This window comes from Psychrobacter sp. VH5 (assembly GCF_050572635.1).
Classification (GTDB): Bacteria; Pseudomonadota; Gammaproteobacteria; order Pseudomonadales; family Moraxellaceae; genus Psychrobacter; species Psychrobacter celer.
Map to the genome: position 1 here is coordinate 416,099 of NZ_CP192145.1, position 15,182 is coordinate 431,280.

The following is a 15,182-nucleotide window of genomic DNA, read 5'->3' on the forward strand; positions in this document are numbered from 1 at the left end:
TTATCGCTTAAACAGGCCAAAAGTGCTAAAAGCTGTATAAACGATATAGTGTCGAGTACGGTCGACCTACCATAGAGTAGCGCCTATGATAACGTAAAACATAGGCGCTTGTGAATCCGATTCTTAACGAATGGTTGTAAAGCTGTGAGCGAATCACTAGCCATGACTCACAATCCGTGACGATGTACCTCACGACAAAGCCGCTACTCTCATGCTAATATTGAGTGTATCGTCGTGCGCGTTGTAGACGTGGTACGACAATTTCTTCATATACGACACTTATAATGACAATAAAGGAAATATCATGAGCTCAGTCCATGCCTCTTCGTCAAATGCCAATGAGCAAACCGATAGCCGCGTCAATGATGGCGAGACTAACAGCATCAATGTGGATGCCAGCGAGGTGGATAAATTTAATAAGCTGGCAGGGGAGTGGTGGAGTAGCACGGGCGCCTTTGCGACATTGCACGAAATCAACCCACTACGCCTCAACTGGATAGAAGAAAATATCAAACGCGGCTATCAAAGCGCGCAGTCCTCTGTTAATGAGCAGCACACTGATAAGACCGCTGAGCAGGGTCTGGCGGGCAAAAAAGTGCTGGATGTGGGCTGCGGCGGCGGGATATTGTCAGAGTCAATGGCACGCCGCGGCGCAGATGTCACAGGCATTGATTTAGGAACCGAAAACCTAAAAGCTGCCGCCCTCCACGCCGAGCAAAGTGGCCTTGGGCACACGCTGCGCTATCAGCATATCCCTGTAGAGACGCTGGCACAAACGCACGCCGGTCAGTTCGATGTGGTGACCTGCATGGAGATGCTGGAGCATGTGCCGGACCCTCAGTCGATTGTGCAGGCGTGTTTTGAGCTGCTGGCACCAGGCGGGGTGTGCGTGCTATCGACGATCAACCGCAACCCCAAGTCTTATTTGTTTGCCATTATTGGCGCAGAGTATGTGCTGCGTCTGCTTGATCGCGGCACTCACGATTATGCCAAGTTCATCACCCCCGCTGAGCTTGACAAAATGGCTGTCCATGCTGGATTTAGACGCCAAGACATCATTGGCCTGCATTATAATCCGCTGACCAAACGCTACTGGCTGGCACAAAACGTCGATGTCAATTATATGATGGCGGTACAAAAGCCCCTACGATAGCGCCGCCCTCAAGTGATTTTGCCTACATTTATCTTTTAGACTAAGAGCATTTATTATGAGCCAATTTGTAAAAGCGGTTTTATTTGACCTTGATGGGACGTTAATCGATACTGCTGCTGACTTTGTCCGCATCATCGCAAAGATGAGCGGTGAAAACGATTGGCAAGCGCCGCCGGAGGGGCAAATTCGAGAGCAAGTCTCTGCCGGAGCCTCGGCCATGGTGCAGCTGATGCTGCGTCATAATGACCAACTGCAAGCGAGTGATGAAGAGCTGCAGCGCTTTCGTCAGCAGTTTTTGGACGATTATGAAGCAGACATCTGCGTCGATAGCTGCGTGTTTCCTGCGCTCGACGAGGTACTGAGCACACTGGAGGCAAAAGGCGTGCCATGGGGTATCGTCACCAATAAGCCGCGTTATTTGGCTGAGCAGCTGCTCAGTGTGATGCAATTAGATGAGCGCTGCGCGGTGCTGGTGTGCCCCGACGATGTCTCGCGCTCAAAACCTGATCCCGAGCCGATGTATGTGGCCTTAGAGAAGCTCGGTATTCCGCGCGGTGCAGCAGGCTGCGTACTGTATGTCGGCGATCATATACGCGATATCGAAGCCGGTAACGCCGCTGGCATGCCGACGATTTTGGCCGCTTATGGCTATATCCCACCTGAAGACCAAAAAAGCCTAAAAAAATGGGGCGCAGACTATATTACTGAGACGCCTGAAGCGTTGAATAAACTTTTATTGTCTTCGGGGCAGTTCGATTACTTATAGCCTCTACAAAATAAGTTCTACAAGATAAGCCTTAAAAGCCATTTATCGAAATATCAATTAAGCATCCTAACTATTTAATAATAAGCAGTGAGTAATGCCATGAGTGACACTACGAATCAGCCAACCAAACCGCAGAACAGTACAGACACAGCTGGTTTTACCCAGCCGTTGACACATGACGAGATCCGCAGCTTTGTACCCCCTGACAACTGCTTGGATGGCAAGACTATTTTGGTGACAGGAGCAGGTGACGGTATCGGGCGGGTCGCCGCCTTGACCTATGCGCGCTATGGCGCGACTGTATTGTTGCTCGGACGTACCAGCAGCAAGCTTGAGTATGTCTATGATGAGATTGAGAGCTTTGGCGGCAAGCAGCCTGCCATGCTACCGATGAACCTAGAGGGTGCCACTTATGCCGAGATGCAGCAGCTAGAGGGGCTGATCGATAAAGAAATCGGCCAGCTAGATGGCATCTTGCATAATGCTGGTCTGCTTGGGCAGCTGACACCGCTTGAGATGTATGACGTCGATACCTTTGCACAAGTGATGAAGGTCAACTGTACGGCGACATTTATGCTGACGCAGGCGCTGCTACCGCTGCTCAAAGACGCAGACAATGGCTCTATCGTCTTTACCTCTAGTAGTGTGGGCACGCATCCGCGCGCGTTTTGGGGTGCCTATGCGCTCTCCAAGCAGGCAGTGGAGGGTATGAGCGATATCTTTACCCAAGAGACAAAAAACACCACCAATTTACGTTTTAATTGTATCAATCCGGGTGGGACGCGCACCAACATGCGCGCTCATGCCTACCCAGGAGAAAACCCCATGAGCCTAAAAACCCCTGAGGATATCATGGCAGGTTATGTCTGTTTGATGAGTGATGCCAGTATCGGTGTGCGCGGGCAGGTGGTCGCGTTGCAACCAAAAGACTAGTGCTCGCCAATAAGATATAGACTCAGTCACGTCTCATCGTGCTTAGCCTATATCTGATGATGAAGTCTTCATCTACTGCCCCCAACTGGCATTGTAATCCATAAACACAACCCCATCTATTTGTTATTAAAGGCTTTTATTTTTTAAAAGCTAAATAGCATTAATAATAAATAGGATGACGTTATGGCAGGTGGATGGTCAAGAGATGGTGCTGAGCACGAGCAAATGGATGCAACGGTCAACGACGCATTAGAGCGGGCGCGACGGGCTATGCCTAAAGGTGAAAGCGCTGAGTTTTGTGATGAGTGTGGCAATGCGATCCCACAAGCACGGCGATTGGCCGTACCCGGTGTGCAGCACTGTGTCGGCTGTCAGAGTGAGCTTGAAAAAACCGCACGGGCAACGGAGCTGTTTAATCGGCGTGGTAGTAAGGACAGTCAGCTTCGATAGCAGGCAAACATGATAAGAGTGAATTGAAAAAGCCAATACTTCTACAATATTGGCTTTTTTTGTGTAGCCTGTATTGAAGCTATATATAGTCAGCTGAATGTAAAACTGTTATGGATTTAAACGCGCTACTGGTACAAATTTTACTTGCGTGCTGCGTACCCAGAGGCTGCGCAAAATTCATCCCAGTAGCGCTATGACATTTTTAGAGTGTATCGACTATAGAAGCGACCAATAAGTAAATAGAGGCTCGCTACCCTAATGCCACGACCATTGCCATAAGCTGACGATCATAGATTTGCCAGTCGATAGCGACAGGCGTATGGTCAGCGCCATCATTGTTGCTATTGTCAGTACCTTGCAAAATGACCTCCAAGCGGCTATCGCTCTGCGCACCGACTGTACGGGTAGTTAGGCTATCAGGCGTGAAGTTCAGCTGCAACCAACCATCCGAGGTGTGTACCACGCCTTTGATGCGTTGCCAGTTTGGTAGCCTCAGCAGCCAACTTTGTAAGGTATCTGCGGGCAGCACATAATGCGCTGGCAGTCGCCAACCGGCCAAAAGCAGGTCTTGCTGTGTCTCGTGATAACGATAAGGCAGCTCGTTATCGGTATTATTCTGGGCGCTATTGCCAGCCAAGGTAGTACCGGCCAACGCAGAGACGGCAGAAATGTTACCTTGCAATGGCGTGCGAATTGCTGATTTGGCCAATGGCCCAAGCGCAACCTTATGCTGACGGTTTAAGACCTGACTGGGCTTGGTCAACTGCTCGCGTAGCATGGTGATATAGGCTGGCAGCGCGTCATTTTTGTCACTGCTGCCATTGCTGCTGTTATCAGGATTATCGCTATGATCGCTGTCATGACTAACAGCCGCAGCATGCTCATGTGCCGCCCAAATGATAATAGCGTGCGGATTCAGTGTGGCTATCCATGCTTGTAGCGCTTGTATTTCGTTGGTGCTTAGATGGTCGTAACGATTGATAATCAGTGCATCGGCCTCTTGCACATGTACCGCAAAGCCCTCATGCTCACGATATTTGGCTTGCTGCCATTGTTTGGCATTTAAGACGGTGAGTACCGCTTGCATCTGTAGGGCAGTTTGCCAATGTGGCTCGCTCAGCTGCTGGACGAGCTCGCGAGGGTGAGCCAGTCCGGTCGGCTCGATGAGCAAACGCTGCGGCTTGTGCTCACTGAGTAGGCGGCTGATGGCGATTTGTAAGGGTAGCTGACTGGTACAGCAAATACAGCCGCCGCTGACCTCTCGTACCGCGATCGTCTCTTGTGCCGCCTGCCACCAATCAGCACCTTTTAGCAGCGTACCATCAATACCGATACAGCCAAACTCATTGATTAAGAGCGCCCAGCGCTGCTCGGTCGGTTTGGTAGTCAGTAAGTGATTGATGAGGGTCGTTTTGCCAGCACCCAAAAACCCTGTCACTAAGGTGCAGGGTATGTTTTGAAAAATAATTGGGTTTTTCACAGGTATGCTCATCATATTGGCACGTGTTTGTGAGTAACCAAACACGGCCTATATTAAAAGGAATTAGATCAGTCAAAAGCTATTCACTCTTGGCGGTTTCGGCTTCTGCCTCATCTGGTACAAACACATAACCCACGCCCCATACCGTCTGGATATAGCGCGCTTGTGACGGATTGTCCTCAATCAAGCGGCGCAGGCGTGAGACCTGTACATCAATAGAGCGCTCCATCGCCCCCCATTCACGGCCCCGCGCCAAATTCATAAGCTTGTCACGAGTCAAAGGTTCACGCGGGTGTTGCACCAAAGCTTTTAGGACGGAAAACTCGCCTGTCGTCAAAGTCACGACATTGCCGTCACGTTTGAGCGTACGCGTTGATAAATCAAGCGTCCATGGTCCAAACTCTACCACTTCTAGCTGATGGCTTGGCGCACCCGGCAGCTCACGGTTTTGACGACGCAGTACCGCTTTGATACGTGCCAGCAGCTCTTTTGGGTTAAAGGGTTTTGGTAAGTAGTCATCAGCGCCTGCTTCGAGGCCAGCGATACGATCAGCGTCACCACCTTTGGCGGTGAGCATGATGATAGGGATGTCGGCATTGTCTTCACGCAAGCGCTTACAGATACTAATGCCGTCCTCACCAGGAAGCATCAAATCAAGCACCACCAACGAAAACAGCTCGCGCTGCATCAGCTTATCCATCTGACTGGCATCATGGGCGGTACGCACGACAAAACCATCGTCTTCTAAAAAGCGCTGCAACAAAGAACGCAAGCGGGCATCGTCATCGACGACCAAAATACGCTGAGTCAAAGTATCTGGGCTATTATTATCTGTCATACAGGCATCCTCTTATAAAAATTATTATGAACATTCATTATCGGTGTCACGCATAAATTGCGCTAAGCAACACCCTTATCATTATTTGCTCTGTGATTAAAAACTGTCTAACAACAAAGTTCCCTCTTAATATGCCTTATAGTCAATCCAATATAAAAACACCGTTTCCTTGAGCGACGTGATGGCCAAGTATCTGATTTATTTGAGTTCGACTATAGCTTTCTAAATATAGAAGCACACAAAGTTATGTAGCGGCGGTAAGCGATACAAAATATAGTAGATACACTCTAAAAATGTCATAGCGCTACTGGGATGAATTTTGCGCAGCCTCTGGGAACGCAGCACGCAAGTAAAATTTATACCAGTAGCGCGTTTAAATCCATAACAGTTTTACATTCAGCTAACTAGAGTCAGACTTAGAGGTTCACGCTGCAAGACACCACCAAACTGCGCCGCTGATACTTTAGTGTATAAGATTGCACCAGCAATTGCATCATCCATCACGATAAATGCTGTATGCGTTTGTTTAACAACGCCGAAACAGAAAGGATAAAAGGCGATATCAGCCATAAAATCTAGGCAAAAGCGCAAAAAGATAAAAAGGATTTTTATTCATGCAGCTTTTGCTATAATGCAAAACTACATTTCTCAACGATTGATACGTATATGAGTAGCACTGATACCTTAACGCCATCTCAAACCCAGACAAATACACAGGTTTTGGATGCAACCACACACGCGAATATTCACGACAAGCTTGCTCGCGCGCTTGGCATTAAGACTGCTCAAGTCAATGCGTTTGTCAAACTTTATGATGAAGGCGCGACAGTTCCGTTTATCGCCCGTTACCGTAAAGAAAAGACGCAAAATCTTGACGATGCACAACTGCGAGCGCTAGAAAAATCGCTCAACTATGAGCGTGACATGGCCAGCCGCCGCCTCAAAATCACTGAGCTGCTCAGCACGCAAGGCAACTTGACAGATGAGCTGCAGGCGCGCATTGACAATGCGACATCGAAACTTGAGCTAGAAGACATCTATCTGCCATACCGTCCGCGCCGCCGCTCTCCTGCGGCCAAAGCCCGCGCCGCCGGTTTGGATGTACCGGCACAAGCGCTGTTGACCCAAGAGATTACCCCAACTGATGCATTGGCAGATTATGAGGCACCAGCCAGTATCTCTGATGACAAAGGCAATGAGATAGAGGTCGACTTTGGTGATCTAGACAAACAACTGGCGGGCGTACAAGCCATCATCGTTGATGAATGGACGCAAGCGCTGGATTTGCTTGATAACTTGCGTAATGGCTTTGCAAAGACAGCGAGCATCGTATCGACTGTCGCCAGTGACGAAAAACGCGAAGTGGGCGAAAAATTCAAAGACTACTTTGAACACAGTGAGAGCCTAGCGCGCCTGCCCAATCATCGCCTGCTTGCAATGCTGCGAGGACGCCAAGAAAACGTCTTGGGCCTAAAGATTGATGGCGAAGACGCTCCCTTTATCGAAAAAATCATCAGTCATTTTGATATCGATGCCAAAGCGCCTGCTGCCCGTCGTGAGTTTTTGCAGGAAGCGGCGACCAGTCTCTGGAAGGATAAATGGCGCCCGCATATCGAGCATCGTTTATTGACCGAAAAACGTCTGACCGCTGAGGCCGATGCAATTGAGGTGTTTGCCAGTAACTTACAGCATCTACTCATGGCTGCACCTGCTGGCCGCAAGGTGATTTTGGGCGTCGATCCAGGTATTCGTCACGGCGTGAAGATGGCAGTTGTCGATGCCCAAGGTCATGTCATGTTAGATAATGAAGACAAGCCTGTGGTGGCGACTGTCTATCCGTTTGCTCCTGATAATAAGATGGATGAAGCCAAAAAAATCATCGATGAGTTATTAAGCACTTATCAGGTTGATTTGGTGGCTATCGGTAATGGTACGGCCAGCCGCGAAACCGATGCGATGATCAAAGAGATTTTGGCCGCCAACGCTGAATTAAAAGCCAAAGCCGTGATCGTCAATGAATCAGGCGCGTCTGTTTATTCTGCCAGTGAGCTTGCCAGTGATGAGCTTGCTAATTTAGATGTCTCGGTACGCGGTGCGGTTTCTATCGCCCGTCGCTTGCAAGATCCGCTATCTGAGCTGGTCAAAGTCGATCCAAAAGCCATTGGCGTGGGTCAATATCAGCACGATGTCAACCAAAACCAGTTGGCCGACAGCCTTGATAAAGTCACGCAAGATAGTGTGAACGCGGTTGGTGTTGATGTGAATACTGCAAGCCCAGCTATTTTGGCGCATATCGCTGGTCTAAACAAAAACGTCGCTCAGCAAATCGTGACTTACCGCAAAGAGCACGGCGCTTTTGATAGCCGTGAAGCCCTCAAAAATGTGCCACGCCTCGGGGTCAAGACCTTTGAGCAAGCGGCAGGGTTTTTGCGTATCCACGGTGGCAGCAACCCGCTGGATGCGACAGGCGTTCATCCAGAGAGCTACGCGCTGGTTGATAGCTTGCTGGCGCAAACCGGTAAAGCATTGCCAGATGTACTGGGTAATGACGGCGTATTAAATAGCATTGATACCACAGCACTGGCGGCCAATGACGACAATGTCAGTGTAAAAGCCATCATTGAAGAGCTGGCAAAACCTGCGCGCGATCCACGCCCTGAGTTTAAGACCGCTAACTTCCGTGAAGACGTCAATAGTATTAAAGACTTAAGCGAAGGCATGCAGCTAGAAGGCGTGGTGACCAACGTCACCGCCTTTGGGTGTTTTGTAGATGTCGGTGTGCATCAAGACGGGCTGGTACATATCTCGCAGATGGCCAATGATTTTGTCGCTGATCCGATGAACCGTGTCAAACCAGGCGACATCGTCTCGGTACGTGTCATCTCCATTGATGAAAAACGTGGCCGTATTGGCTTTAGCATGAAGCCTGAAGCAGAAAAATCAGCGCGGCCAGCCGCCAAGCCTGCGACCCGCAATACTGGTGGTGATGAAAAAGCGAGCCGCCCGCGCGGCAATCGTCCAAACAATAAGCGGCCAGCGGATAAACGTGCAACAAAACCGCGTGACCATCGTCAAGCTAATGACAGTGCCTCGAACCGCAGCAAGGCTCAAAAAGCCGACACACCAGCCAAAATGGGGACTTTGGGTGCACTGCTACAAGAAGCCGGCGTGACCAAAAGCAAAAAATAATCAGTATTATAAAAAATAGAAAAAAGGCAGCCATTGGGCTGCCTTTTTTGTGTCATACGCTTGTATCAATTGTGCCTTACTAGGCAAAATACTATCTGTGTTTATGCTGTTTGTTGGCGACGCTATAATTGAGGCGCTGCTATTATCGAGACGCTATTATTGCGCCCAAATCTTAGCGTGCGATAGCGATACGGCGATTTTCTTTAAACTCGACATCCGCAGGCTGCGTTGCGAGTAGCTCACCACGCTTGTCTTTTTTCTTTTCTTGTAATGTGATTTCTGTGTTGGCAGCTTCGTCGTCGGTTGCGCCTTCACCTGCTAATAGTGGCTGATAGTTTGCATCACTGTGCTGCATGTTGAGTGCTGGTGCAGGCTGCTCGGTTTGAGCAGGTTGCATGCCAGCCGCTGCCATTGCATCATTTTCTTCCTCAGTAGCTTCGTTAGTCGCCACCTCCATGGCTGCTGCATCTGTGATAGCAACTGCCTCTTCACTTTCTACAGCGCCAGGTTGAGTGGCAAGTAACTCACCATCTGGGCCTTCGACTTCAGCTTGTAAGGTATTGTCTACGGGTTCGGCCAGTTTATCCGCTGGGGTCACCTCTGCTGTGTTGACTGGGGCTGCCATCGCCATGGTTGGTAAGATAAGTGTCGCACCCATAAGTAGTGATAAAGCCGTGTTTTTCATAATAAAACTCCAAAATATAATAAGATGATTATGTACAAAACCACAAATCCGCGCATAAGATGGTGAACTTTGAGTCACTACCTTATGTGCTGATACGATCTTGTTATTATTCCCAAACGCAAAGTACCAGCTCTAGGGCCAGTATTTCAGTAGTAAAGTCATTAAGGTTCTAACAGATTGGTGTTTTCTTGTGACATTATGAAACGTTGGTAATACATTTGCGACAATATCTATCCAAGCTTGTCTTTGGTTATCTTCGTTTTTTGGCGCTTTGAGCGCGTATTTAAAACAGGTTATATGCCAATCCTTTATTCATTTACCTCTTTCGTTACCTGAGGCATCTCGTCAGAAGTAGGAACGCGAACCACAGGGAAGGTTTGGTTGATTTCTGTGTTATCAAGGACGTCGGTATCGGCCTCTGCGCCCACAATCACAGCGCGATTGGTACTATCTTCGATGGCGATTGCCGTGCCTTGAGTGGTGTTGACACGTTTGATTTGATCGTCTGGAGCGATAATGACTTCTTTGACGCTGTACTTGGCTGGACGTATCACACGCGTTGTTTCGACGACGACAGGCTCTACGCTGCGCGCTTCAGTGACGAGTTGTATTTATTAACAGCCGCTCAGATTTGTCATTTGATGTTTCACTACATTTTCTAAAATTTTTGCCATAAAAAACCGCACCTTATAAATAAGACACGGTCAGAGACTATAGTCGATCTGCTATAAAATAAGTACAGTACGTCTGGGATGAATGTGATGCAGCTCCTCATCTACCCATGATAATAATGTTAGGCATCGACTACTTCAAAATGAAGGCCAGCATGCTCCTCTAAGCGCGACAGTAAGGTATTGCCCATCGCGGCGGCTGGCGTCCAAAATCCACCGGCCACATCGTCTTTGCTGATATCTTGTGCCAAGCAAAGAGCAGCCTGTGCCAGCATACGCGAAGTGCTGCCGTAACCTGGGTCTTTATCGCCGGTGACTTTGGTATTGATGGTCTGGTTGTCAGTGGTTTGACCAAACAGACGAATATCGAAGTAGCCGTTTTCTTGCTCTTCTTTAGAAGGGCCAGAGCCTGACTTGGGCAGCACATGCTTAGATAGTAGCTCACGGCTGGGCTTGATCATCATCGCTGTGGCAAACCCAAATAAGCCTGCGCTCATCGCATAGCTCGATAGTTGACCTTTGACGCCATCCTTCATCCACATTGCTTCATCGTATTTAAACTGACGCCCGTACTCATAGCCGAGCAGTTGGTTGGTGCGATGGACGATACGGGTGTTGATACTGGCCATGACAAAGGGCGCAAGCCAGCGCTTGTGCTCGCTGTCGTATTTGGGTTTACTGATGTTCTCTTGGCGTACGTTTGGCGCGTCTTTATCATCGTTTAGCAAATAAGGGTTGGCCACTTGCTTGCGGCGTGATTTGTCTTCTCCGACTTCTTCAAATATCGTTGCCATTGAGGCAATAGTGCCGCCAGACAGTCCACCTTTTGCCGCCTTGACGCGCATATGAATGACATCACATGTCTCACCAAATCTCTCTTCGGCTTGCTTTTGGGTAAAATAAACCCCCAAATCTGAAGGAATAGAGTCAAACCCACAGGAGTTGACAATACGAGCGCCACTTTGTTTTGCCGTCTCCTGATATTTATCCATCATGTCTTTGATAAAGATGGCTTCACCGGTCAGATCGACGTAGTCGGTGCCATTTTCTGCACAAGACTTGATCAGGGGCTCGCCGTACTTGAGGTAGGGGCCGACGGTTGAGATGATGACTTGGGTTTGTTTGGTCATCGCATCGAGGCTGGCGGCGTCGTTACTATTGGCAATGATGGTGTCGACTTTGCTGGCAAGTTTGGACTGCAAGTCGTTTAGCTTTGCTTCATCACGGCCGGCGATGGCCCATGTGACATTAGAGCCGTCTTTGTTTTTGGCATTTGACAAAAAATGGGTCAAGTAATGAGCGGTGATTTGCCCGACAAAACTGGTCGCTCCATAAAGCACGACCGCATAAGGTCGTTTTTCAGTGTTGTTTGCAGTGGTGTGATTGGTCGTATCCGTATTGGTATCCATAACTCTCTTCCTTATATGAATGGTTGTTTGTAGCGGCTCGTTCATTATCGTAGCTACCATCATCATAGCAACTTTTGCTCAATGATCATCTGGTCAAGTGCAGTACTGGCAGTCATTTTATGGTTGGATTGCGATTTTAACGGACAAAAAAAGCGTGACTTATAAAACACCATCTGTCGCTACACACAATCTTTATAAACAAAAACAAGATTTGGCGAGTATTAAGATTTGCTACAAAGGTTACATAATCCACCGATATTATTACCAAAATGAACGTTGTCTGGCGACAAATGTTGCTAATCTATGGTCGTAAGTCGTTGTAATAGGTATAAAAAAACAACAATTAATGAGTATGAAAAGAAGGGATAGCAGACAGATCTGCGATCTGGTTTTGATTATCATTCAAGGAGAAGATTATGTTTCGCTGGGCTATTATTTTTGCCGTTATCGCATTGTTAGCAAGTTTCTTGGGCTTCGGCGGTGTCGCAGGCTTATCAGCAAACTTTGCGTATATTTTATTGGCATTGGCGGTGATTTTATTTATCGTCGCATTTGTAAGCCGCCGTATGTAGTCGGCAGTTAAGCGGCTAAGATGTTTAACTATTTTAAATATGCAGGCAAGTTTAAATATACAGGCAAGATGCTTGAGTATGTTTGTTAAAAAAAGTCCTCGATTTGAATCGAGGACTTTTTTTGGCTGCTGTGTTTGTCTGTCAGATAGCGCTTATAAGCGTTTGGGCTGAATGATGTGCTCCATACGTTTGGCCAAACGGATATCCAAGCTTGAGATGCCACCTGTATCGTGGTTGGTCAAGCGCACTTCTACCACATTGTAGATATTACGCCATTCAGGATGATGCTCGAGCGCCTCTGCATGAAAAGCGGCTTGATTCATAAAGCTCATGGCTTCGATAAAGTCGCTAAAGTGATAGGTCTTGACGATACTATTGCCGTCACGTTGCCATCCTGCCAGATCTTCTAACTGTAGGTTGATTTGTTTGTCAGATAAACTACTCATATTAATAACCTTTATTGTTATGTGGTTTGGTTTATTAAAAATAACGATGACGTCAGCTGACTGGCGAACAGTCTGTTATATCAAGTATTTTATATCAAATTTTTTATACTAAGTCTTGATACTCAGGTCGTCTATTGATGTAGGAGGCGACAAATGAGCATTGCGGCACCACTTTTTTATCATGAGCGCGCGCATAGTCGAGAGAATGCTTGACCAGTGCTGTACCAAGACCACGGCCGCCTAGCTCTTTTGGCACGATGGTATGGTCATACACCAGCTTGTCGTCGCGCTCCTGATAGCTGATGTAGCCTGTATGACCGTCGATGGTGGTCTCAAAGCGGTTTGCGGACTCGTTGTGGGTGATGGTTGGGGCGTTGTCTGCAGTAAATTCCTGTGTACTCATCATATACTCCGTTGTTGGTTTTATCAGATAGCTTTAGGTTGAAGGTATTTAGACAGTGGCTCTTATACGAAAGCTCTAGATCGATGATAGATGGCGTTATTGCCTATTTATTATCTGCCCAAATACGTTAAGCCTTATTATGCGCTGCCTGCGAGTAGATTTATAGCCCTTTCGGGTAATCGTGGATAGGGTAAATGTTACGATAGCCTACCCTTATCAAAATCGTCAAGGCTCGTTGCGGCCGTCAAAAAACTCGATAAGGTTGGCATATTTCACCAATTAATCCAATACTTTAGCAGAAAAGGCACGAAAGCCGTCTACTCGCTTGCAGGGTATGCGCCACAATGCGATAATGGCAGACAATTTACAACCCTGATTTTTGAGGCGCAGCCCACTGAGCATCCGTGCAAAGTGCGACTGTCACGCCTTGTCTATGCAGTCTATCGGAGTGTTAATGGCTCAATATATTTACACGATGAACAACGTGTCAAAACTTGTTCCGCCTAAGCGTGAGATTCTAAAAAACATCAACCTATCGTTTTTCCCTGGTGCCAAAATTGGTGTGCTAGGTATCAATGGTGCGGGTAAGTCTACCTTGCTACGTATCATGGCAGGTGTCGATACTGAGTTTAGTGGTGAGGCGCGCGCGCAAACAGGTACCAAAGTCGGTTACCTACCGCAGGAGCCACAGCTTGATGATAGCAAAGACGTCCGTGGTAACGTCGAAGACGGTATGCGTGAGGCGTTAGATGCGCTCGCGCGTTTGGATGCGATTTATGCCGAATACGCAGAGCCCGATGCCGACTTTGATAAGCTGGCCGAAGAGCAAGGCAAGATGGAAGACATCATCCAAGCGTGGGACGCTCATAACCTAAATACCCAGCTCGAAAAAGCCGCTGATGCGCTACGTCTGCCGCCATGGGATGCAGATGTCAGCAAATTATCTGGTGGTGAAAAACGCCGTGTGGCGCTATGCCGTCTGCTATTGTCACGTCCTGATATGCTACTACTTGACGAACCGACCAACCACTTGGATGCCGAATCTGTCGCGTGGCTTGAGCAGTTCTTGCAAAACTACAGTGGTACCATCGTCGCCATTACTCACGACCGTTATTTCTTAGACAATGTCGCGCAGTGGATTTTGGAGCTGGACCGTGGCCATGGCTATCCTTATGAGGGTAACTATACTGAGTGGCTCGAGCAAAAGAACAACCGTCTTGAGCAGCAGCAAAAGCAAGAAGAGTCTTTTGCCAAAGCACTGAAAAAAGAGCTTGAGTGGATTCGTAAAAATCAAAAAGGCCAACAAGCCAAATCTAAATCTCGTGTACAGCGTTTTGAAGAGCTGAACTCAAAAGAATTCCAGCAGCGAAATGAGACCGCTGAGATTTATATTCCGCCCGGTCCGCGTCTAGGTAATAAAGTTATCGAGGTCAATAACATCTCCAAGTCATTTGGCGATCGTCTGCTATATAAAGACCTTAGCTTCAATGTCCCAGCGGGTGCTATCGTTGGTATCATCGGGCCAAACGGTGCGGGTAAAACCACGCTATTTAACATGATTACTGAGCGTGATACCCCAGATACTGGCTCAGTCGAGCTGGGCGAAAGTGTCAAGGTTGCCTATGTTGGTCAGGTGCGTGACAACCTAGACGACAAAAAGACCGTCTGGGAAGAAGTATCAAACGGCCTTGACATGATTACTGTCGGTGACTACACCACGCCAAGCCGTGCCTATATTGGCCGCTTTAATTTCAAAGGCTCAGACCAGCAGAAACATGTCGGTCAATTATCAGGTGGTGAGCGTAACCGCTTGCAATTGGCGAAGACTTTGAAGCAAGGCGCAAACGTACTGCTACTCGATGAACCCTCGAACGATTTGGACGTTGAAACCTTACGTGCGCTAGAGGATGCGATTCAAGTATTCCCAGGTACGGTCATGGTCGTCTCGCATGATCGCTGGTTCCTTGACCGTATCGCCACCCACATCTTGGCGTTCGAAGAAGAAGGCCCTGTATGGTTCGATGGTAACTACTCTGAGTTTGAAGCCTATCGCAAAAAGACCATGGGTGATGATGCTACTCCTAAGCGTATGAAGTATAAAAAGATTTCTACCTAAGAGCGGTGCTTATGGTACTCAATAAAATATAGTGCTCAATAAAAAAAGACCTCTAATCAGTTAGAGGTCTT

15 protein-coding genes are annotated in these 15,182 nt (G+C 47.9%); 7 read left to right on the forward strand and 8 right to left on the reverse strand.

The genetic code is table 11. The features are described from left to right. Positions 1-304: 304 nt before the first annotated feature. The 4 genes from ubiG to ACNFVB_RS01795 all read left to right on the forward strand — a co-directional run bounded on the left by ubiG (position 305) and on the right by ACNFVB_RS01795 (position 3,302). A complete protein-coding gene (ubiG, locus tag ACNFVB_RS01780; protein ID WP_430737887.1) occupies positions 305-1,153 on the forward strand; it encodes a bifunctional 2-polyprenyl-6-hydroxyphenol methylase/3-demethylubiquinol 3-O-methyltransferase UbiG in 849 nt (282 codons plus the stop codon). Between the two features lie 55 nt (positions 1,154-1,208). Continuing rightward, a complete protein-coding gene (locus ACNFVB_RS01785) occupies positions 1,209-1,919 on the forward strand; it encodes an HAD family hydrolase (protein WP_075102178.1) in 711 nt (236 codons plus the stop codon). A gap of 99 nt (positions 1,920-2,018) precedes the next feature. Beyond that, a complete protein-coding gene (locus ACNFVB_RS01790) occupies positions 2,019-2,852 on the forward strand; it encodes a YciK family oxidoreductase (RefSeq protein ID WP_430737888.1) in 834 nt (277 codons plus the stop codon). Positions 2,853-3,035: 183 nt separating this feature from the next. Continuing rightward, entirely contained in the window at positions 3,036-3,302 is a 267-nt protein-coding gene (locus ACNFVB_RS01795; RefSeq protein ID WP_075102180.1) for a DksA/TraR family C4-type zinc finger protein, read from the forward strand. A gap of 250 nt (positions 3,303-3,552) precedes the next feature. On the opposite strand, the gene ACNFVB_RS01800 is transcribed toward ACNFVB_RS01795, so the two are convergent. The 3 genes from ACNFVB_RS01800 to ACNFVB_RS01810 all read right to left on the reverse strand — a co-directional run bounded on the left by ACNFVB_RS01800 (position 3,553) and on the right by ACNFVB_RS01810 (position 6,190). Next, positions 3,553-4,782 (reverse strand): GTP-binding protein, encoded by a 1,230-nt coding sequence (locus ACNFVB_RS01800; RefSeq protein WP_430737889.1) that lies wholly within the window; start codon positions 4,780-4,782, stop codon positions 3,553-3,555. Positions 4,783-4,861: 79 nt separating this feature from the next. Continuing rightward, positions 4,862-5,620, reverse strand: a complete 759-nt coding sequence (gene ompR / locus ACNFVB_RS01805) for an osmolarity response regulator transcription factor OmpR (protein WP_198335632.1) — start codon at positions 5,618-5,620, stop codon at positions 4,862-4,864. A 396-nt stretch (positions 5,621-6,016) separates the two neighbouring features. After that, complete coding sequence (locus ACNFVB_RS01810; RefSeq protein ID WP_430737890.1) at positions 6,017-6,190, reverse strand: hypothetical protein; 174 nt, start codon at positions 6,188-6,190, stop codon at positions 6,017-6,019. A 96-nt stretch (positions 6,191-6,286) separates the two neighbouring features. On the opposite strand from ACNFVB_RS01810, the gene ACNFVB_RS01815 reads away from it, so the two are divergent. After that, on the forward strand, positions 6,287-8,809 hold the full coding sequence (locus tag ACNFVB_RS01815) for a Tex family protein (protein ID WP_430737891.1): 2,523 nt from the start codon (positions 6,287-6,289) through the stop codon (positions 8,807-8,809). Positions 8,810-8,981: 172 nt separating this feature from the next. On the opposite strand, the gene ACNFVB_RS01820 is transcribed toward ACNFVB_RS01815, so the two are convergent. From ACNFVB_RS01820 to ACNFVB_RS01830, 3 genes are all read right to left on the reverse strand, one after another. After that, complete coding sequence (locus tag ACNFVB_RS01820) at positions 8,982-9,494, reverse strand: hypothetical protein (RefSeq protein WP_201584520.1); 513 nt, start codon at positions 9,492-9,494, stop codon at positions 8,982-8,984. Between the two features lie 308 nt (positions 9,495-9,802). Beyond that, complete coding sequence (locus tag ACNFVB_RS01825; protein ID WP_430737892.1) at positions 9,803-10,048, reverse strand: hypothetical protein; 246 nt, start codon at positions 10,046-10,048, stop codon at positions 9,803-9,805. Positions 10,049-10,287: 239 nt separating this feature from the next. Next, positions 10,288-11,574, reverse strand: coding sequence for a saccharopine dehydrogenase family protein (locus ACNFVB_RS01830; protein ID WP_430737893.1), 1,287 nt, complete (start codon positions 11,572-11,574; stop codon positions 10,288-10,290). Positions 11,575-11,990: 416 nt separating this feature from the next. Between ACNFVB_RS01830 and ACNFVB_RS01835 the strand changes: the two genes are divergently transcribed. Continuing rightward, positions 11,991-12,146 carry a DUF1328 domain-containing protein gene (locus ACNFVB_RS01835; protein ID WP_011512513.1) on the forward strand — a complete coding sequence of 52 codons (156 nt, stop codon included), beginning with the start codon at positions 11,991-11,993 and terminating at the stop codon, positions 12,144-12,146. 152 nt (positions 12,147-12,298) lie between these two features. Here ACNFVB_RS01835 and ACNFVB_RS01840 read toward each other — a convergent pair whose 3' ends face one another. Together ACNFVB_RS01840 and ACNFVB_RS01845 are read right to left on the reverse strand one after the other, a co-directional pair. Next, positions 12,299-12,592: a 4a-hydroxytetrahydrobiopterin dehydratase gene (locus ACNFVB_RS01840; protein ID WP_192995764.1), complete on the reverse strand. Its 294-nt coding sequence runs from the start codon at positions 12,590-12,592 to the stop codon at positions 12,299-12,301. A 103-nt stretch (positions 12,593-12,695) separates the two neighbouring features. Then, positions 12,696-12,995 carry a GNAT family N-acetyltransferase gene (locus tag ACNFVB_RS01845; protein WP_430738450.1) on the reverse strand — a complete coding sequence of 100 codons (300 nt, stop codon included), beginning with the start codon at positions 12,993-12,995 and terminating at the stop codon, positions 12,696-12,698. A gap of 454 nt (positions 12,996-13,449) precedes the next feature. Between ACNFVB_RS01845 and ettA the strand changes: the two genes are divergently transcribed. After that, positions 13,450-15,111, forward strand: a complete 1,662-nt coding sequence (gene ettA / locus ACNFVB_RS01850; RefSeq protein WP_430737894.1) for an energy-dependent translational throttle protein EttA — start codon at positions 13,450-13,452, stop codon at positions 15,109-15,111. Positions 15,112-15,182: the final 71 nt, after the last annotated feature.